This is a genomic window from Micromonospora sp. NPDC049004 (genome assembly GCF_040649315.1).
In the GTDB taxonomy this organism is placed as follows: Bacteria; Actinomycetota; Actinomycetes; order Mycobacteriales; family Micromonosporaceae; genus Micromonospora.
Window position 1 is genome coordinate 204,127 of record NZ_JBEZFG010000006.1, and the last position, 19,482, is coordinate 223,608.

Consider the following 19,482-nt stretch of genomic DNA (forward strand, 5'->3'; position numbering starts at 1 on the left):
TTCCTCTGCTCGGGGTGGTGTGGGTCGCGGTCCATCCGGGGGGGCGGCCGGGGGGTGGCCCCCCCCCCCCCGACGGGGTGACTTACTTCTTGGCCTGACCGGCGGCGACCTCTTCCGCCGTCCAGTAGCCGGAGTCGATCAGCGTCGCCTTGATGTCGTCCTTGTAGACGGTCGCGATCGGCAGCAGGTAGGCCGGAACGACCTTGACGCCGTTGTTGTACGTCTGCGTGTCGTTCGCCTGCGGCTGCTTCTTCTGCAGGAACGCCTCGGCGGCGTTCACGGCCTGGTCGGCGAGCAGGCGGGTGTCCTTGAAGACCGTCGAGTTCTGCACGCCGTCGTTGATCAGCTTGATCGAGGCGATCTCCGCGTCCTGGCCGGTCACGACAGGCAGCTTCTTGGCGCCGCTACCGTAGCCGGCGTTCTGCAGGGCGGTGATGATGCCCCGGGAGATGCCGTCGTACGGCGACAGCACGCCGTCGACCTTCGAGCCGTCGTTGTAGCTGGAGGTCAGCAGGTTCTCCATCCGCTTCTGGGCGGTCTCCTGCTGCCACCGCAGGGTCGCCACCTGCTCGGGGGTGGTCTGCTTGGACTTCACCTTCAGCGTGCCGGCGTCGACGTACGGCTTCAGCGTGTCCATCGCACCGCCGAAGAAGTACTGCGTGTTGTTGTCGTCGAGCGAGCCGGCGAAGAGCTCGATGTTGAACGGGCCCTTGGCGGTGCCCTTCGAGCCGTCCTTGTTCAGCAGGCCGAGACCGACCAGCAGCGCGGTGCCCTGGGCGACGCCAACCTTGTAGTTGTCGAAGCTGACGTAGAAGTCGACGTCCTTGCTGCCACGGATCAGCCGGTCGTAGGAGATGACCGGGATCTTCGCGGCCGCGGCGGCCTGCAGCTGGCTGCTGAGGGCGGTGCCGTCGATCGCCGCGATGACCAGGACGTCGGCGCCCTGGGTGATCATCTGGTCGACCTGCTGCGACTGGGTGGGGATGTCGTCGCCCGCGTACTGCAGGTCGACCTTGTAGCCCTTCGCCTCCAGCTTGGACTTCACCGCGTTGCCGTCGGCGATCCACCGCTCGGAGGTCTGCGTCGGCATCGAGACACCGATCGTCAGGTCCCCCGGCTTCTTGTCGCTGGTGTCGCCGCCGCTGCCGGCACCTCCACCACTGCACGCCGCCAGGCTCAGCGCCAGCGCCGCACTACCGAGAGCAACCAGGAATTTCCTGCTCACGGGCTTCTCCTCTCCCGATTCCCCCCGCTGACCGCCGGGGCCACCTGTCACCTTTCGGGTAGTGTTAGCGCTCACATAGGGCACGTCAACACTTGATCCGAAATACCGGTGTCACGGTCTCGTAACGGAGGCTTCGCCGCCGACGTCACCTCCCGTAACCCGGGCGGCGATCGATCGACGGCCGCCAGTACGTGCTCCGGAACGGCCTGCGCGTGGACCGCCCGCCGAGCACGCGCCGGCAGGACCGACGGCGAGGCCGGCTGGTGGACCGTCCGCCGAGCACACGACGGCAGGACCGACGAGGCCGCCGGTTGGTGATCGACGCACGCCGGCCGCGACGGCGAAGCGGTAAGCCGCGCGGAGGCCTCCGAGGCGTACGACACTGGGCGCCCCCTCAGTGGCGCGGCGGGGCGACGCTGTCGCGGGCGACAAGCGTCGGGGCGATGGTCTGCCGCAGGGCACCCCCACCGATGCCCGACTCGATCTGGGTCAGCAACATCTGCAGGCTCGCCCGGGCCACCGCGTCGAAGTCCGGTCGTACGGTCGTCAGCGGCGGAATGAAGTACGCGGCCTCCGGCACGTCGTCGAAACCAACGACGCTGATCTCGGTCGGCACCCGCCGCCCGAACTCGTGCAGGGCCCGCAGCACGCCCAGAGCGAGGTGGTCGTTGGCCGTGAAGATCGCGGTCACCTCCGGCATCCGGGCAAGCATCTGCCCGCACCGGTAGCCGGACGACGCTGACCAGTCCCCGTGCATCAGGGGCGGTGGGTCGATCCCCGCGGCCAGGAGCGCCGCCCGCCAGCCCTCGATCCGGCCGGCGCTGTCGAACCAGTCGGACGGCCCCGAGACGTGCCACACGGTGCGGTGTCCGGCGTCGAGGAGATGCTGGGTCGCCGCCCGCGCGCCAGCCACCTGGTCGACGGTCACCAACGGCACCGGCCGGTGCGGATCGCCGTCGACGGTGACCAGTGGAACGTCCTTGGGCAGCCGTTCCAGGGCCTCGCCGGCCGACTCGACGGGCGCGATGACGACGATGCCGGCCACCCGGTGCGCCAGGTGCCGTTCGACAGCGGCGGAGATGGAGCGGTGGTCGAGGTTGCGGACGCTGCCCACGCTGACCGCGAAGCCCTCCTCCGCGGCCGTCTGCTCCAGGGCGGCCAGCAGCGACGCCGGGCCGTAAAGGGTCGTGTTCTGTGCCACCACGCCGATGACCTGGGACCGGCCGGTCACCAGTGCGCGCGCGGCGCCGTTGGGGCGGTAGCCGAGTTCGGCGATCGCCGCCCGCACCCGCAAGCGGGTCTGCTCACGCACGTTGGGGTGCCCGTTGAGCACCCGAGACACCGTCTGGTGGGAGACACCGGCCAGACGAGCGACATCTGTCATCGCGGGACCGTGCACGGCCATTTCACTCCCCCCGCCTGCAACCCGACCCGCGGCCCGTCGACGTTGACTGGAGCGGCCCGGCCCGATCCCCCTCGCTCAGCCACCACGCCGGTGCTGAATCGCAGGTGACCAGCGCTGGATCGCCGACAGTCTACGCCAGGCACCGCCTCGAACACGGAACGGCTGAGCGGCGAACGACACGGCGTGTGCCAGGTCGGGCGGCCAGCGCCACGCGCCGCGCCTGCCGGGCACCCCGACCCGGGCCGGCCACAGCGGACCGCCGCCCCGCTCCGCGCTCCTGGACAGAGCGCGGAACAGGGCGGCGGCGGGCCGGAGCCGGGGACGTGGACACCTTCCGCGGTGGGATCAGTGGTCCGTTCGCGTCACCCGTGGATTACTGGTTGTGTGACCGGCGTCACGGTGTCGTCAGGTCGAATCGGCGCACGGTGACCGCGCCACCGAGCGCCTGGGTGGCGTGGTTGAAGATGGCGAACCGGTAGCCCATGAAGAACTGCCAGTTGTTCGCCAGGGTCAGGGCGTTGCCGAAGGACGTGAAGTTGACCCCGTCGGTGCTGTACGAGAAGCGGGCCTGCCGGCCGGACCCGGGTCTGATGTCGGCGTTGGCCCGCAACCAGATCCGGCCACCGGAGACTGCGGTGCTCGCCACCTCGCTGCCGGTGCTTGTGGTGTTCCAGCTGTCGTCCATCGTCAGCCCGTTCTGCATGACCAGGCGGGTGGATCCGTTGTCCCGTCGGACCCCGATCCAGGCCGACGAGTTGCGCAGCACCGCCAGGCCGGTGCGATCACCGTCGCGCATGGTGGAGTAGTCCAGCTCGATGGTGGCGGTCGACGTGGGTCCCTGGATCCGGTGGGTCAGCGTGTTGCGCGCCTTGTACAGGTCGCCGGTCACGGTGGCGGTCTGCAGGTTCAGCCCGTTGTTGACCGACCACTTGCTGTTGTCGGGGTTGTGGTTCCACTCCCACTGCGGGCCGAGGGTGGTGCCGGCGAACGTGTCGGTGCCGGTGAGTGGCTTCACCGCCCGGGGCGCGGCGGGCAGGTTCGGCTTCGGGTACGAGCTGCCCCACGCGCCGTTGACGGTCTGCAGGACCGGCCAGCCGTCGCCGGTCCAGGTGATCGGCGCCATGGCGGGCATCCGGCCACCGGGGTACGCGTCGACGAACGCCATGTAGTACCAGTCGCCGTTCTGGGTCTGCACCAGTCCGCCCTGGTGCGGCACGCCGCCACCGGAGATCGGGCCGGGCAGGTTGAGCAGCACCTGACGCTGCTCGTAGGGGCCGAACGGGCCGTTTGTCGACTTCAGCACGTACTGGCCGTTGGCCGGCCGGGTGAGCCAGATGTAGTAGGCGCCGTTGCGCTTGTAGAAGCGCGCGCCCTCCAGCGTCCCGATGCTCGACGGCGTGCTGTAGACCTGCTGGCTGCGGACCTGCGTCTTCCCGTCGGCGGACAGCTGCGCGACGCTGATGTTGGTGTTGCCGTACGCGACGTACATGGTGTCGTTGTCGTCGATCAGCATGCCGGCGTCGTAGTAGCAGTTGGGGATGGTGGTGAGCTTGCTCCACGTCGAGTCGACGGCGGACGCGGTGTAGATGTGGGTCTGCGCGAAGTCGATGCACCCGGCCCAGTAGAACGTCTTGTTGCTCGGCCGGTAGTTCAACGTCGAGGCCCAGATCCCGTCGACGTACGCGTTACCACCGCTCATGTCGTACTTCGAGCCGAAGTCCAACCGGGGTACGGAGTGCCCGGCGTACTCCCAGTTCACCAGGTCGTACGAGCGCAGCACCGGAGCGCCCGGCGAGTAGTGCATGGTGGACGCCGACATGTAGTAGACGTTGTCGACCCGGATGATGTCGACGTCGGCGAAGTCCTGCCAGACCACCGGGTTCGAGTAGGTGCCGTTCGACGGGGGCGGCGTGGTGGGCGGCGGCGTGGTCGGGTTGCCCCCGCCGTCGACGCGCACGAGCTGCCACTGCTGGTTGGTGCCGTTCCAGTCGTCGTACTGCACGATGTTGCCACCATCGGCGGTCGACGCGCCCTGCACCTCCATCGCCTTGTTGCTGTTGCGGTTGATCAACCGCACATAGCCGCTGTCCGAGTCGGCCAGCCGGAACTGCTGGTTGGTGCCGTTGTTGTCGGACCACTGCACGATCGCCCCGCCGTTGGCAGTCGAGCGGCCGGAGACGTCCAGCACCTTGCCCGACAACCGCGACTTGACCCGGTAGTAACCACCTCCGGAGTCCACGAACTGCCACTGCTGCTGGTTCCCGTTGTTACGCGTCCACTGCGTGATCCGCGCACCGTCGTTCGTGGCCAGGTTGTACACGTCCACAGCCTTGCCGCTGTTGCGGTTGACCAACACGTACCACGCGCTGGTGTCCACAGTCGCCGCTGACGCGGGCGCGGCGGCCACCGCCGCGGCCGCGCCACCGACCACAAGTGTCATCGCGGCGACGGCGAGTCTCGACAGCCACCCGCGCCGACCTGGCGCACCCCGGGGAACCCGACCGATGGAAAGCATGATCCTCCTCTGCTGACGCGAACCGTGCGGTCTGGGTCGGCGTCCGCGGCACCGGGCGGGGCACCGAGCTGACCACGCCCGGCCATGTGATCGCTAACACCGATCGTCCGACCGTCGCGGCGACGAGGTGCCGAAACCGCGGGGTAGGACGCGCGCGCGGCCGGACCAGCCAACGACATCGACCATCTTGGCTATAGACTGTGAGCGATAACATGCTGTTAGTCAAGCCGTAACACAGCCGCCTCGTGCCCGCCGGCGCACACGCGAACGGGTGGCCCACCCCCGCCCGCAGGCAGGAATGGACCACCCGTTGTCAGGGCGCTCCGAGGGCGCGGATCAGAAGCCGCGGGCCAGCCGGTAGTAGGCCTGGTTCCAGCGGATCTCGTCGGCGAAGCGGCGCGGCTCGGTGTCGGCGTCGATGACGACGAGCTCGGTCCGGCTCATCTCGGCCAGGTCATGCAGCTCCTCGGTGCCCACCGCCTGCGACAGCACGGTGTGGTGGGGGGCGCCGGCGGTGATCCACGCCTCGGCCGAGACCGGCAGGTCCGGTCGCGGCCGCCAGACGGCGCGGGCGACCGGCAGCCGGCGCAGCGGCTGCGGCGGCGTCACGACGTCGATCTCGTTGGCCACGAGCCGGAACCGCTCCCCCATGTCGGCCAGCCCCAGCACCACCGCCGGGCCGGGCGCGGCGTCGAACACGAGCCGCACCGGGTCCTCCCGCCCGCCGATGCTCAGCGGGTGGATCTCCACGTCGGGCACGTCGGACGCGATGGTGGGGCAGACCTCGAGCATGTGGGCGCCCAGCACCAGCTCCCGACCCGGAGTCAGGTCGTAGGTGTAGTCCTCCATGAAGGACGTGCCGCCCTCGACCCCCACCGACATCGCCTTGAGGGTGTGCAGCAGGACGGACGTCTTCCAGTCGCCCTCGCCGCCGAAGCCGTAGCCGTCGGCCATCAGCCGCTGCACGGCGATGCCGGGCAGCTGACGCAGACCACCGAGGTCCTCGAAGTTCGTGGTGAACGCCCGGAACCCGCCGGCGTCCAGGAACGCGCGCATGCCGAGTTCCAGACGGGCCGCGTAGCGCAGCGAGTCGTGCCGCTCACCCCCGGGAAGCAGCTCGGCGCCGACGCGGTAGCTGTCGCCGTACTCCTTGACCAGCTCGTCGACGTCGGCGTCGGCGACCTCACCGACCACCTGGACCAGGTCGTTGACGCCGTAGGTGTTGACCGACACCCCGAAGCGCAGCTCCGCCTCGACCTTGTCGCCCTCGGTCACCGCGACGTCGCGCATGTTGTCGCCGAAGCGGGCCAGCCGCAGCGACCGCATCGCCGACCAGCCGAGCGCCGCGCGGGCCCAGGCCCCGACCCGGCTGGTCACCCGCGGGTCGCTCACGTGCCCGGCGACGGTCTTGCGGGCCACCCCGAGCCGGGTCTGGATGTACCCGAACTCACGGTCGCCGTGGGCGGCCTGGTTCAGGTTCATGAAGTCCATGTCGATGTCGTCCCACGGCAGCAGGACGTTCGCCTGGGTGTGCAGGTGCAGCAGCGGCGTCTGCAGGGCGTCCAGACCGGAGATCCACATCTTCGCCGGTGAGAACGTGTGCATCCACGCGATGACCCCGATGGCCCCCTGGGCGGCGGCGTCCCGGCAGACCCGCAGGATCTCACCGCTGTTGGTCAGGACGGGCTTCCAGACCACCCGGGCGGGAATCTGCGGCGAGTCGTCGAGCGCGGCCGCGATCTGGCGAGACTGCTCGGCGACCTGCCGGAGCGTCTCCTCGCCGTACATGCCTTGGCTGCCGGTGAGGAACCAGATCTCGGGTTGGGTTTGTGGTGCCATGGGGTTGCCTTCCACGAGAGGAACTGTCACTTGTAACGGATTCCGATGAGGCGCTGCAGGAGGATGAACGCGAAGAGCAGACCGCCGATCACGATCTTGGTCCACCAGGAGTTGAGACTCCCGTCGAACGTGATGAGGGTCTGGATCACACCCAGCACCAGCACGCCCAGCACCGTGCCGAAGACGTAACCCGAGCCACCGGTGAGCACGGTGCCTCCGATCACGACGGCGGCGATGACGTCCAACTCCATGCCGACGGCGATCAGCGGGGCGCCCGAGAGGGTGTAGAAGGACAGCAGGATGCCGCCGATCGCGGAGCACAGGCCGCTGATCGTGTAGACGGCGATCCGGGTCCGCCCCAACGGCAGGCCCATCAGCAGCGCCGACTGCGGGTTACCGCCGATCGCGTACACGTTGCGCCCCAACCGGGTGTAGGCCAGCACGTACGCGGCGACGAGCACCACGGCGAAGGCGATCAACACGCTGATCGAGACGAAGTTGCCCCGAGGATCCCCGATCCGCTCCTGCGACATCCTGGTCCAGAACCCGTCGGTGATCGGGATGGACGAGCCGGAGATGAACGTGCACATGCCGCGGGCGAAGAACATCCCGGCGAGCGTGACGATGAACGGCTGGATGTCGAAGAAGTGGATGGCGCACCCCATCAACAGGCCGAGCGTCGGGCCGATGAGCAGGGCGATGACGAGCACGAGCGCCGCGGGCAGGCCCTTTTGCAACAGGTCCGCCGACACCATCGCCGTCATGGCGACGACGGAGCCCACCGACAGGTCGATGCCACCGGTGAGGATCACGAAGGTCATCCCCACCGCGACGACGAGCAGGAAGCCGTTGTCGATGAAGACGTTGAAGATGACCTGCACGTTCGAGAACGCCGTGTACTGGGACACGCCGATGCCGTACATCACCAGGAGCAGGGCGAGCGTGGCCAGCACCGGCACCTGCCGCCGAGGCAGCCGGAACCGGGTACGGCGGGGGACGGTGAGCGATCCGGTGGTCATGCCGGCACCTGCTCCTTCGGCTTGTCGGCGACGGGGCGCGGCGGCGGGGCGCTTCGTCTGCGCCGGCTGAACTTGGCACGGAACGCCGGCGCCTGGATCAGGCAGACGGCGATGACGACCACCGCTTTGAACAGCAGCGACGTCTGCGGCGAGATGTTCATGGCGTACACCGTGGTGGTCAGGGTCTGGATGATCAGCGCCCCGAGGATCGTGCCGCTCAGGAAGAACCGGCCGCCGGCGAGGGACGTGCCACCGATGACGACCGCGAGGATGGCGTCCAACTCCACCCAGAGGCCGACGGCGTTGCCGTCGGCGCTGGAGACGTTGGCCGTCATCATGAAGCCGGCGATCGCCGCGCAGACGGCGCTGACGACGTACGCGAGGAAGATGACCCGGCCGGAGCGGATGCCGGCGAGTCGGCTCGCCTCCGCGTTGCCGCCCACCGACTCGATGATCATGCCGAGTGCGGTACGGCGGGTGAACGCGGCGACGAGCAGCGCCGCGGCGAGGGCGATGAAGATGGCCAGCGGCAGGGTCAGCAGGTGACCCAGCCCGATCCCCCGGAACGGCCCCGAGTTGATGGTAATGATCTGCCCCTGGGTGATCAGCTGGGCGAGGCCCCGGCCGGCCACCATCAGGATCAGGGTGGCGATGATCGGTTGGATTCCGATCACGGCCACCAGCACCCCGTTCCAGACGCCGAGCACGAGCGCGACCCCCAACGCCATCGCGAGGGCGGTCAGCACCACTGTGAGGCTGTTCTGGTCGGGCTGCTTGCTGATGTACATGCAGGCCATCGCGCCGCTGATCGCGCACACCGAGCCGACCGACAGGTCGATGCCGCCGGTCGAGATGACCAGGGTCATGCCCAGCGCGACGAGGATCAGCGGGGCGCTCAACCGCAGGATGTCGATCGGCGAGCCGTACAGGTGCCCGTCCTTGAGCTCGATGGACAGGAACCCGGGCCGGTAGATCGTGTTCGCGGCGAGCATGACGACCAGCACGGCGATGGGCCAGAACAGCCGGTGACCGATCATCGTCCGATAGCGGCCCATGGTGTCGTTCATCGGTCCACCTCCTCCCGGTGAGATCCACTCGCGATCGTCTGCATGATGCGCTCGGCGTCGAGGCCCTCGTCGTTGGCGAGCTGCGCGACCATCTGCCGGTCGCGCATGACCGCCACCTTGTGGCTGAGGCGCAGCACCTCCTCCAGCTCGGCGGAGATGAACAGCACCGCCATTCCGCCGTCGGACAACTGCGTCACGAGCCGCTGGATCTCGGTCTTCGCGCCGATGTCGATGCCCCGGGTCGGCTCGTCCAGGATCAGCAGCCGTGGCTCGGTGATCAGCCACCGGGCCAGGAGCACCTTCTGCTGGTTGCCGCCGGAGAGGTTGCGGACCGGCACCTCCGGGTCCGCCGGACGGATGTTGAGGGCCTTGACGTACTTGTCGACCAGCTCGTCCTGCCGGCGGCGCGGGATGGGCCGCAGCCAGCCACGGGCGGCCTGCATGGCGAGGATGATGTTCTCGCGGACCGACAGCTCGGGAACGATGCCCTCGGCTCGGCGGTTCTCCGAACAGAAGCCGACGCCCTGGTCGATGGCCTGCGCGGGGGTACGCAGGCTGCTCGACGTGCCGTCGATCGCGACCTGCCCGCCGTCGGCCCGGTCGGCGCCGAAGAACAGCCGCGCCACCTCGGTACGCCCGGAGCCCAGCAGACCGGCCAGGCCCACCACCTCGCCGGCGTGGATGGTCAGGCTGAACGGCGCGACCGCGCCCGCCCGGCCGAGGTTCGACACCGCCACCAGCGGGGTGCCCTCCTCCAGGGCGGCCAGGTCCCGCCGGGAGTGCTCCTCGATGCCTTCGAGGACGTCGAGTTCCTTGCCGATCATCTTCTCGACGAGACTGAGCTGGGGCAGCTCGGCGGTCGGGTACTCGCCGACGAGGCCGCCGTTGCGCAGCACGGTGATGCGGTCGGCGATCTCGTAGACCTGGTCGAGGAAGTGGGTCACGAACAGGATCGCGATGCCCTCGTCGCGCAGTTGCCGCATGATGCGGAACAGTTGCGCGACCTCACCCGCGTCGAGGCTGGACGTCGGCTCGTCCAGGATCAGCACCCGGGCCTGGATGTCGATCGCACGGGCGATCGCGACCATCTGCTGGATCGCGAGGGAGTACGAGCCCAGCGGCGCGCTGACGTCGAGGTCGAGGTCGAGGCGGGCCAGGAGCGCGCGGGCGCGTCGGCGGACCTCACCCCAGCGGACGGCGCCGAGAAGCCGCGGCTCGCGGCCGATGAAGATGTTCTCCGCCACCGAGAGGTTGGTGCAGAGATTGACCTCCTGGTAGACGGTGCTCACGCCGGCCGCCGTCGCCTGCATCGGGCCGGTGAAGGACACCGGCTCACCGTGGAGGGTGATCGCGCCCTCGTCGGTGTCGTAGACGCCCGTCAGCACCTTGATGAGGGTCGACTTGCCGGCGCCGTTCTCGCCCATCAGGGCGTGCACCTCGCCGGGGAAGAGCCGGAAGTTGACGTCGTGGAGTGCGCGCACCCCGGGAAAGGACTTGCTGATCCCGGTCATCGTCAGGACCGGACGGCTATCCGTCATCCCATCAGACCTCTTCTGGGGGTTGTCGACGCGGAAGGGCCGCTGCGCTCCCACCGCGCCCGCCCGGCCGCCCCTGCGGGAGGCTCGGGCGGGCGTGGCGCGGGTCATCGCGGGTCATGCCCGGTCCGTTCGGGTTGGTAAGGCGACGCGGCGGGGCCGCCACGCGAGCGCGGCGACCCCCCTCGCGTCGATCAGTACTTGCGGGTGGGCAGAGCCTCCTTGGCCTGCTCCTGCGTGAAGGTGGTCTCCTCGGTCTCGATCCGAGGCGGCACCGTCTCGCCCGCCTTGACCTTCTTGGCCAGGTCCATCAGCTGTGGGCCGAGCAGCGGGCTGCACTCCGCGATGAAGTTGAACTTCCCGTCGGCGAGGGCCTGCATGCCGTCCTTGACTGCGTCGACAGTGATGATGGTGATGTCCTTGCCGGGCACCTTGCCGGCCGCGGTGATGGCCTCGAGCGCGCCCAGACCCATGTCGTCGTTGTGCGCGAACAGCACGTCGATCTTCGGGTTGGCCTTGAGGAACTGCTCCATGACCTGCTTGCCGCCCGCCCGGGTGAAGTCACCCGGCTGGGAAGCGATGATCTTCAGGTTCGGGTTGGCGGCGATCGCCTCGCCGAAGCCCTTCTTGCGGTCGTTGGCCGGAGCGGCACCGGTGTTGCCCTGCAGCTCGACGATGTTCACCGGGCCGGTCGCGCCCTTCTTCTGCTCGACCAGCCACTCACCGGCGAGCCGGCCCTCCTTGACGAAGTCCGAGCCGAGGAACGTCTTGTACAGGCTCTTGTCGGCCGAGTCGACCGAGCGGTCGGTCAGGATGACCGGAATGCCGGCGTCCTTGGCCTCCTTGAGCACGGTGTCCCACCCGGACTCCACAACCGGCGAGAAGGCGATGACGTCGACCTTCTGCTGGATGTAGTTGCGGATCGCCTTGATCTGGTTTTCCTGCTTCTGCTGCGCGTCGTCGAACTTCAGCTCGATGCCGGCCGCGGCGGCGGACTCCTTGATCGAGGTGGTGTTCGCGGTACGCCACCCGCTCTCCGCACCGACCTGGGAGAAGCCCATCGTGATCTTGCCGTCGTCCTTGGACCCGCCGCCGCCGGTGTCGCTGTTGCCGCAGGCCGCCACGCCGCCGACGAGCAGTACGCTGGCGAGGACCGCGATAGCGCGCTGCGTTCGCATCTTTCTCATCAGTTCTCCTTGGCTGGGTGTGGTGGGACCGCGTGAGCCGCCGAGGAGCAGAAGGTGGCGTACGCGGGTGGTGCGTGCTGGTGCGTCGGTGGAGCAGACCGGCGGGCCCGGGTGGCCGATGGAGACGGTCAGGGACCTGCCGGTGCGACTGGTTGTTGGCCGTAGACGTTCTGGTAGCGGTGGTAGAGAGCGTCGATGTCGGCCTGCGCGATCGGCACCGGCTGCCCGAGCGTCCGCGCCAGGTACGCGGTGCGGGCCACGTCCTCGCACATGACCGCGGCCTTGACCGCTGCCCGGGCGTCCCGCCCGATGGAGAAGACGCCGTGGTTGCGCATCAGCACCGCGGGAGAGCGGTGCCCGGCGAGGGTGGCGACGATGCCCTTGCCGATGTCGTCGCCACCAATCAGCGCGAACGGGCCCAGCGGGATCTCCCCGCCGAACTCGTCGGCCTGCGCCGTGAGGTGGCAGGGGATCGCCTCGCCGCAGGCGGCCCAGGCGCTGGCGTACGAGCTGTGCGTGTGCACGACCCCGCCGACCTCGGGCATGGCGCGGTAGACGTAGGCGTGGGCGGCCGTGTCGCTGGACGGGGCGAGGTCCCCCTCGACGAGAACACCGTCGAGGTCGCAGACCACCATGGTGTCGGCCGTGAGGTCGTCGTAGCCCACCCCGCTCGGCTTGATCACCATGAGGTCCTGACCGGGGACCCGTGCCGAGACGTTGCCGGACGTCCAGGCGACCAGGTTGTAGCGCGTCAGCTCGCTGTGCAGACGGGCGACGACCTCGCGCAACTCGCCGATCTGCCGACTCACCTCTGCGTTCATGCGACGACCTCCAGCGGGGCCTCGTGCGTGGCCGCGACGGCCTCGACCGCCGCGTTGCGGATCGCCCGCAGGCGGAGCATGACGTCGTTGCCGCCCCGGCCGAAGTGGTCGTGCAGGGCCCGGTACTCGGCGTACAGGGCGTCGTAGGCGCGCGCCCGGTCGGGATCGGGCGTGTAGACGGCCTCGTGCACGCGCCCCATCGCCTGCGACGCCTCGTGGATCGACGGGTACGCCCCGGCCGCGACGGCGGCGTGGATGGCCGACCCGAGCGCCGGCCCCTGCGCGGACGCGATGATGTTCAGCGGTCGCTTGGTCACGTCGGCGTAGATCTGCATCAGGAGCTTGTTGTTGGTGAGACCGCCGGCGATCACCAGGTCGTTCACCGGAACCCCGGCCTCGACGAACGCGTCGATGATCATCCTGGTGCCGTACGCGGTGGACTCCAGCAGCGCCCGGTAGATGTCCTGCGGCCGGGTGGCCAGGGTCATCCCGACGATCATCCCGCTGAGGTCGTGGTTGACCAGCAGCGAGCGGTTGCCGTTCCACCAGTCCAGCGCGACCAGGCCGTGTGCGCCGACCGGCTGGCTGGCGGCAAGCTCGGTGAGGCGTTCGTGCGAGTCGAGGCCGGCGGGGGCGCCGTGCTCGACGAACCAGCCGAAGATGTCGCCGACGCCGCTCTGCCCGGCCTCGTAGCCCCAGGCGCCGGGGCTGATGCCACCGTCCACGACACCGCACATGCCGGCCACCTCGGCGACCTCCGCGCCGTTGACGACGTGGCAGGTCGAGGTGCCCATGATGGCGACCAGCCGACCGGGCTCCACCGCCTGCGCGGACGCCGCGGTGACGTGCGCGTCGACGTTGCCGACGGCCACCGCGATCCCCTCGGGCAGGCCGGTCCAGGCCGAGGCGCGGGCGGTGAGCGTGCCGGCGCGGGCGCCGAGGGGCAGCAGCGGGCCGTCGAGCTTGGCCACGAAGTCGCCGAAGTCGGGGTTGAGCGCGGTCAGGAAGCTCTCGGACGGGTACTGCCCGTCCTGCAGGATGCCCTTGTAGCCAGCGGTGCAGACGTTACGGGTCTCGGTGCCGCTGAGCTGCCAGACGATCCAGTCGGCGGCCTCGATGAACCGCTCGGCCCGGTGGTAGATCTCCGGGTCCTCCTCCAGGATCTGCAGACCCTTGGCGTACTGCCACTCGGCGGAGATCTTGCCGCCGTACCTGCCGATCCACGGCTCGGCCCGCTCGTGGGCCAGCGCGTTGATCCGGTCGGCGTGCGGCTGCGCCGCGTGGTGCTTCCACAGCTTGACCCAGGAGTGCGGCCGGTCGCGCAGCTCGGGAACCTCGCAGAGCGGGGTGCCGTGGGCGTCGGTCGGCAGCACGGTGCAGGCGGTGAAGTCGATGCCGATGCCCACCACCGCTGCGGGGTCCACCCCTGCGGCGGACACCGCCGCCGGGACGGCGTAGCGCAGCACGTCGCGGTAGTCGTCCGGATTCTGCAGCGCCCAGTCCGGGGGCAGTTGTCGACCTCCGGGCAGCGTCTCGCTGATGACCGCGTCGCCGTACTCGTGCACCGCGGTCCCCAACTCGGCACCGTCAGAAACCCGGACCACGAGGGCCCGCCCGGAGAGAGTGCCGAAATCGACACCCACGACGTAGCTTTCGGCAGCTCCGTCCACACGCTCCATGTTCACCTCCACCGTTAACGGGGATAGTGTTAACGCTCACATCCAGCGCCGTCAAGACATCTAGCTGCAACAGCTCCGTAACGGAACGCGGAGGCCGCGCCCAGTCGGGCGGGTAGCTACCGGATTGGTGCAAAGGCCGCGATTGCGTCTCCAGGCCGGTTGGCGCAGCCCTGCAAGAGCGACGTCTGGACGGCAGCCGGCCGAAACCTCCTCGCCCGCACCGCGACCCGACGCCGCATCGGCCGACAGTCGGCCCGGCGCCTCCCCCACCCGCCAGGACGACAGCGACACCCCTTACCACCGCGCCCCGGCGGGACGCTCCGATCGCGACGGTGGCGTGACCATCGGCGATGTCAGCGATAACATCGCGGCGGCCGCCGCCCTCGCATGATCAGATCTATGATCCGCGCCGCAGCCGCCGCCGAGCCCCTGAGCGCGCGATCCGGTCGCCGACGTGCACCTCCCGCGCCCGGCCCCGGACTCGTGTTATCGATAACATTCGACGTTTCGCGACCGCCGCCCGCACGATCTCGATCCAGCTCCGGAGTCGGCGATGTCGCGGTATCCGGTCGGCCGGACACCGCGACATCGTCGAACCGGGGTCGATCATGCGCCCCGGTCCGGCCCCGCAGGGCCGGACCGGGGCGGGTCGGGCGGATCGGGCGCGCGGGCCCGTCGGGTCAGGCGGTCCGGCCGCGGTTGTAGAGCGCCTTGGCCCAGAGGAAGGAGGCCACCGTGATGACTGCGCACCAGGCGACCGCGAGGATCCCGTTGCTGCCGATTCCGCTGCCGAGCAGGAGGCCCCGAAGCGTCTCCATGACCGGCGTGAAGGGTTGGTAGTCGGCGAAGAGGCGCACCGCCGTCGGCATCGAGTCGGTGGGGACGAACCCGCTGCCGAGGAACGGCAGGAGCATCAGCGGCATGGGCACGTTGCTGGCCGCCTCGACGCTCTTCGTCGCCAGTCCGAGGGCGACCGTCAGCCAGGTGACCGCGAAAGTGATCATGGTGAGGACGCCGATCGCGGCGAGCCACTCGACGGCACCGGCGGTGGGACGGAACCCGACGAGCAACGCGACACCGGTGACGGCCGCGAGGCTGAGCATCGTCTGGAGCACGCTGCCCACGACGTGGCCGGTGAGGACCGACGGTCGGAAGATCGCCATCGTACGGAAGCGGGCGATGATGCCCTCGGCCATGTCCATGGCGACGGAGATGGCGGTGCCCTGCGCCGCGCTGGCCACCGTGATGAGCAGGATGCCCGGGGTGACGTAGTTGGCGTAGTCGGCGCGGCCGCCCAAGGGCCCGAGGCCGGCGCCGAGCGTGCCGCCGAAGACGTAGACGAAGAGCAGCAGGAGGATGACGGGTAGACCGATGAGCATGAGGGTCAGCGACGGGTAGCGCCGCATGTGCAGGAGGTTGCGCCGCAGCATGGTGTTCGAGTCGCGCAGGGCGAGGTTGAGGGTGCTCATCGCGCGGAAGCCCTTTCGTGGCCGGACCGCCCGGCCCGGGTGTCGGGTCGGCCGGTGAGGGCGAGGAAGACGTCGTCGAGGTCGGGGGTGTGCACGGAGAGGCCGGCCACGGTGATCGCGTCGCGGTCGAGGTGGTCCAGGACCGACCGCAACGAGCCGACCCCGCCGTCGCTCGGCACCTGGAGGGTGAGCGCGGCGTCGTCCCGGGTGGCCGCCGCGAACGTACGGGCCGCCGAGTCGAGCCCTTCCTGGTCGGCGAACGACAACACGACGTGGCCGCCCGGGATGAGCCGCTTGAGTTCGTGCGGGGTGCCCTCGGCGATCAGCCGGCCGTGGTCGAGGAACGCGACGCGGTCGGCGAGCTGATCGGCCTCCTCCAGGTACTGGGTCGTCAGCAGGATGGTGACGCCCTCGGCGGCGAGGGCCCGGATGATGTGCCACATGGCGCGGCGGCTGCGCGGGTCGAGGCCTGTCGTCGGCTCGTCGAGGAAGATGACGCGGGGGTCGCCGACCAGGGTCATCGCGAGGTCGAGCCGACGGCGCATACCGCCGGAGTACGTCGAGGCCGGCTTGTCCGCCACCTCGGTCAGGTCGAACCGCGCGAGCAGGTCGGCGATCCGCCGGCGCCCCTCTGCCCGGTCCAGGTGGCACAGGTCGGCCATCAGGTTCAGGTTCTCCCGACCGGTGAGCAGGTTGTCCACTGCGGAGAACTGGCCGGTCACGCCGATCAGCTCACGGACCGCGTCGGGCTCCCGGGTGACGTCGTGGCCGAGGACGCGGGCGTGGCCGCCGTCCGCCCGCAGCAGGGTGGAGAGGATCTGCACGGTGGTGGTCTTGCCGGCGCCGTTCGGGCCGAGCAGCGCGTAGATCGTTCCCTCGGTGATCATCAGGTCGATGCCGTCGAGCACGACCTTGTCACCGTAGGACTTCCGGAGTTCGGTGGTGACGATCGCGGGTTTCCTGCTGCTGGTCATGGTCTCCTCATTTGTGGTGGGGGGTCGCGGAGGATCAGGCACGGCGGATCGTGATGTCGCCGTAGGAGGTGTTCGCGCGGATCTCGACCGTCTCGTCGGTCTCGGCCGGGCTGTCGGTCGACTCGAGCGCGTTGTGCACGCGCCCGTGCCGGGAGCTGACGTCGAGCCAGGCGGCGGTGCCCCTCCGGACACCGACCTCGATCGCGCCGTACGAGGTGTGGGACTCGATCGACCCGCGGACGACCTCGCCGAGCCGGACGTTGCCGTACGCGGTGCGTGCCGTCACCGAGGCCGTCGACGCGTCCACGGCGATGTCCCCGTACGCGGTGTTGACGCGGACGTCACCGCCGCTGCGGCCGATCCAGCAGTCGCCGGAGGAGTTTTTGATCTCCGCGGTGCCGTCGACCGCGCCGAGGCGCACCTTTCCGGAGGAGGCCTTCACCCGGGCGGAACCGGTGACCCGCTCCACCGCGACCTCGCCGTGGCTGCTGTCGATCTCCAGCGGCCCGGTCTCCTCGAGTCGGATGCCGCTGCCGGTCTTGATGCGGCACTCGCCGAGCCGCCCCTCACCGCGAAACGCGGCCCACGCCGACTCGGCATGCAGCCGTGACCCGCTCGGCACCTCGATGAGGACGTCGACCGAGGGCCCGGAGCCGAAGCCGTACCGGCGCCAGCTCTTCGGCACCCTGATCCGCAGGAGCCCGGCGGCGTACTCGACGGTGGTCTGCTCCGCGGCGCTCACGTCGGCCTTGCTCGACGGGTCGCGGGGGCGCACCTGCACCACCGTGTCGGTGCGGTCGGTCGCGGCGATCCAGGCGTCCCCGACGGGCAGCTCGACCTGGACGGAAATCGGTTCTGGTGTCTCGAAAACAGGCATGGTGGTCTCCCGAGAGGTGCGTGGCGAAGGCGAGCGGAAGCAGAGAGGGGGCGCGGCGGTCAGCGCGCCCAGCCGGTGACGTGCTGGCCGGGCCGGGGTGGTTCCAACCGGCGCGGTGGCTGGCGATCCGTGCCGCCGGCCGCGACGGCGGCGGCGACGGCGCGCACCAGCCAGGCGTTGACGGACAGCCCGGCCCGGCTGGCGGCCCCGTCGACGCTGGCCTTGAGATGGTCGGGGAGGCGGAGGTTGATCCGGGACGTGCCGCCCTCGTCGCCCTCGGGCGGGAGCAGCGGCGCCGGCGCCGGGGACGGTTCGCTGACGGCATCCGCGCTGTCCGCCGGCGGGCTCGCTGGCGTCACCACGAAATTGGGCTCCCGCCCCCGCAGCCGGACGTGCACCGACCCGGGGGCGAGATCGCGGGTGATCTCGTCGGCCGCGTCGGACAGCGCCTCGAGCAGCGTGAGGTGGGTCGCCGCCTCCAGTTGAGTGAAGAGCCGCTCGGCCAGCATCCGACCCTCCGGGTCGACGCCCTCGGCGGCCACAGCGAACTCGTTGCGCAGGTTCTCGACGTACGGCCTCAGGTCCATGGCACCATCATGGCACCACTTTGGCTCAGGATGCAACAGCGATGGCTCAGATTGCTGCCACGAGGGTCATCGTCGATCGCCGGCGAGACGCTCCGACCCCCCGAACGCACGCCGGACCAGCCGGTTCGCGACCTCCTGCGTCAGCCCGGTGGCGACCAGCAGGTCGCTGACGGTCGTCCGGACCTGCGCCACCACGACGGCACCGGAGAAACCAACGCCCTCCCGGTAGGCGTCACCGGCGACGCAGACCGCCCACAGGGCCCGCTCCCGCGCCTGGGTGGGTTCCTCACCGGCGGCGAACTGCCGCTTGAGCACGCGTACCGCCTCGGCGAGGTCGGCGACGGCCTCCGGCAGCGCTCCCGGGATCGGCTCGCCGTCGTCGATCACGGTCACCGCGCGGCGGATCAGCGTGCCGGCGTTGCGCATCGCCCGGTCGATCGGTTCGGCCGCCTGGGCGTACCGGCCCACCGGCCCGTGCCGCTCATGCCAGTGCGCCGGCGACAGGGTGCTGGCCTCCCGGGCACCCTGGGTCGCCTCGATGAGCGCCCGCAGCTCGTCCTTGTTCTCCCGCAGCTTCGTGCGGGCGGCCAGCGCACGGGCGATGTCGCGGTCGGCCAGCGCGCCGGCGGTGGCGTCGAGCTGGGCACTGAGCAGGTCCAACGCCGGGCGCGCGGCACGGTTGAGCACCCGCAGCGGGCTCAACGGCAGAAGAACGGCGGTGACCAGCAGCGCCACCGCTCCCCCGACGAGAGCGTCCACGAAGCGGGGAATCTCCAGGTCCCGCACGGACGGGCTCAACGTGGCGATGAGCACCGCCGTCGCCCCGGCCTGGATCACCACCGCCGCGCTCCCGGCGAGGAACAACGCGACGAGGATCGCGAGCACGACGATCAGGGCGAGTTGCCACCACCCGGTGCCGGTGACCGTGAGCAGCAGGTCGCCGACCAGCACCCCCACGGTGACGCCGATGATCAATTCGACGGTGCGACGCAGCCGTTGCCCGACCGACGCGGCAAGGGTCGAGACCGCCGAGATCGGCGCGAACACCGGCTGCGAGACGTGCAGCACCTGATGCGCCACCACCCAGGACAGCGCCGCGGCCAGACCGGCCTGCAGAGCGAGGCCGCCGATGCCCCGAACCCGCCGCGAGCGCTCCCGCAGCGTGCCCCAGAGACGGGCGCGGAGCCGGGCGACGGTCGTCGCCGCAGCGGCGTCCGCTTGCGCGCCGGAACGCGCCGCGGCACCCCTGTCCGCGGCGGGCGGGCCGGCAGCGACCATGGCGG

Annotated in this window: 15 protein-coding genes; all 15 read right to left on the reverse strand. The window is 70.0% G+C overall.

The window, feature by feature from the left end; translation table 11 throughout:
- Positions 1 to 82: 82 nt before the first annotated feature.
- The 15 genes from chvE to AB0B97_RS19725 all read right to left on the reverse strand — a co-directional run bounded on the left by chvE (position 83) and on the right by AB0B97_RS19725 (position 19,477).
- Complete coding sequence (gene chvE, locus AB0B97_RS19655) at positions 83 to 1,225, reverse strand: multiple monosaccharide ABC transporter substrate-binding protein (RefSeq protein WP_234582843.1); 1,143 nt, start codon at positions 1,223 to 1,225, stop codon at positions 83 to 85.
- 394 nt (positions 1,226 to 1,619) lie between these two features.
- Positions 1,620 to 2,609 carry a LacI family DNA-binding transcriptional regulator gene (locus AB0B97_RS19660; RefSeq protein WP_357495256.1) on the reverse strand — a complete coding sequence of 330 codons (990 nt, stop codon included), beginning with the start codon at positions 2,607 to 2,609 and terminating at the stop codon, positions 1,620 to 1,622.
- Positions 2,610 to 3,024: 415 nt separating this feature from the next.
- Positions 3,025 to 5,145 (reverse strand): family 43 glycosylhydrolase, encoded by a 2,121-nt coding sequence (locus AB0B97_RS19665; RefSeq protein ID WP_357495258.1) that lies wholly within the window; start codon positions 5,143 to 5,145, stop codon positions 3,025 to 3,027.
- Between the two features lie 336 nt (positions 5,146 to 5,481).
- Entirely contained in the window at positions 5,482 to 6,984 is a 1,503-nt protein-coding gene (gene araA / locus AB0B97_RS19670) for an L-arabinose isomerase (RefSeq protein ID WP_234582846.1), read from the reverse strand.
- A 26-nt stretch (positions 6,985 to 7,010) separates the two neighbouring features.
- Positions 7,011 to 8,003, reverse strand: a complete 993-nt coding sequence (yjfF, locus tag AB0B97_RS19675) for a galactofuranose ABC transporter, permease protein YjfF (RefSeq protein WP_234582847.1) — start codon at positions 8,001 to 8,003, stop codon at positions 7,011 to 7,013.
- Entirely contained in the window at positions 8,000 to 9,070 is a 1,071-nt protein-coding gene (locus AB0B97_RS19680) for an ABC transporter permease (protein ID WP_234582848.1), read from the reverse strand. The genes yjfF and AB0B97_RS19680 overlap by 4 nt, the downstream gene beginning before the upstream one ends.
- Positions 9,067 to 10,608 (reverse strand): sugar ABC transporter ATP-binding protein, encoded by a 1,542-nt coding sequence (locus AB0B97_RS19685; RefSeq protein WP_357495262.1) that lies wholly within the window; start codon positions 10,606 to 10,608, stop codon positions 9,067 to 9,069. The genes AB0B97_RS19680 and AB0B97_RS19685 overlap by 4 nt, the downstream gene beginning before the upstream one ends.
- A 191-nt stretch (positions 10,609 to 10,799) precedes the next feature.
- The gene (locus AB0B97_RS19690; protein WP_234582850.1) at positions 10,800 to 11,792 is read right to left on the reverse strand and encodes an ABC transporter substrate-binding protein; all 993 of its coding nucleotides are present in this window, start codon (positions 11,790 to 11,792) and stop codon (positions 10,800 to 10,802) included.
- Between the two features lie 128 nt (positions 11,793 to 11,920).
- Positions 11,921 to 12,613, reverse strand: a complete 693-nt coding sequence (locus AB0B97_RS19695; protein ID WP_234582851.1) for an L-ribulose-5-phosphate 4-epimerase — start codon at positions 12,611 to 12,613, stop codon at positions 11,921 to 11,923.
- Positions 12,610 to 14,292, reverse strand: a complete 1,683-nt coding sequence (gene araB, locus AB0B97_RS19700) for a ribulokinase (RefSeq protein ID WP_357495265.1) — start codon at positions 14,290 to 14,292, stop codon at positions 12,610 to 12,612. The genes AB0B97_RS19695 and araB overlap by 4 nt, the downstream gene beginning before the upstream one ends.
- A 680-nt stretch (positions 14,293 to 14,972) precedes the next feature.
- Positions 14,973 to 15,761, reverse strand: coding sequence for an ABC transporter permease (locus tag AB0B97_RS19705; RefSeq protein ID WP_234582854.1), 789 nt, complete (start codon positions 15,759 to 15,761; stop codon positions 14,973 to 14,975).
- Entirely contained in the window at positions 15,758 to 16,735 is a 978-nt protein-coding gene (locus tag AB0B97_RS19710) for an ATP-binding cassette domain-containing protein (protein WP_357495267.1), read from the reverse strand. Before AB0B97_RS19710 ends, AB0B97_RS19705 begins: the two co-directional genes overlap by 4 nt.
- Before the next feature lie 34 nt (positions 16,736 to 16,769).
- Positions 16,770 to 17,612: a DUF4097 family beta strand repeat-containing protein gene (locus AB0B97_RS19715; RefSeq protein WP_234582857.1), complete on the reverse strand. Its 843-nt coding sequence runs from the start codon at positions 17,610 to 17,612 to the stop codon at positions 16,770 to 16,772.
- A 59-nt stretch (positions 17,613 to 17,671) separates the two neighbouring features.
- Positions 17,672 to 18,199, reverse strand: coding sequence for a hypothetical protein (locus AB0B97_RS19720; protein ID WP_234582859.1), 528 nt, complete (start codon positions 18,197 to 18,199; stop codon positions 17,672 to 17,674).
- A 66-nt stretch (positions 18,200 to 18,265) separates the two neighbouring features.
- Complete coding sequence (locus tag AB0B97_RS19725; protein WP_357495270.1) at positions 18,266 to 19,477, reverse strand: FUSC family protein; 1,212 nt, start codon at positions 19,475 to 19,477, stop codon at positions 18,266 to 18,268.
- Between the last annotated feature and the right edge of the window lie 5 nt (positions 19,478 to 19,482).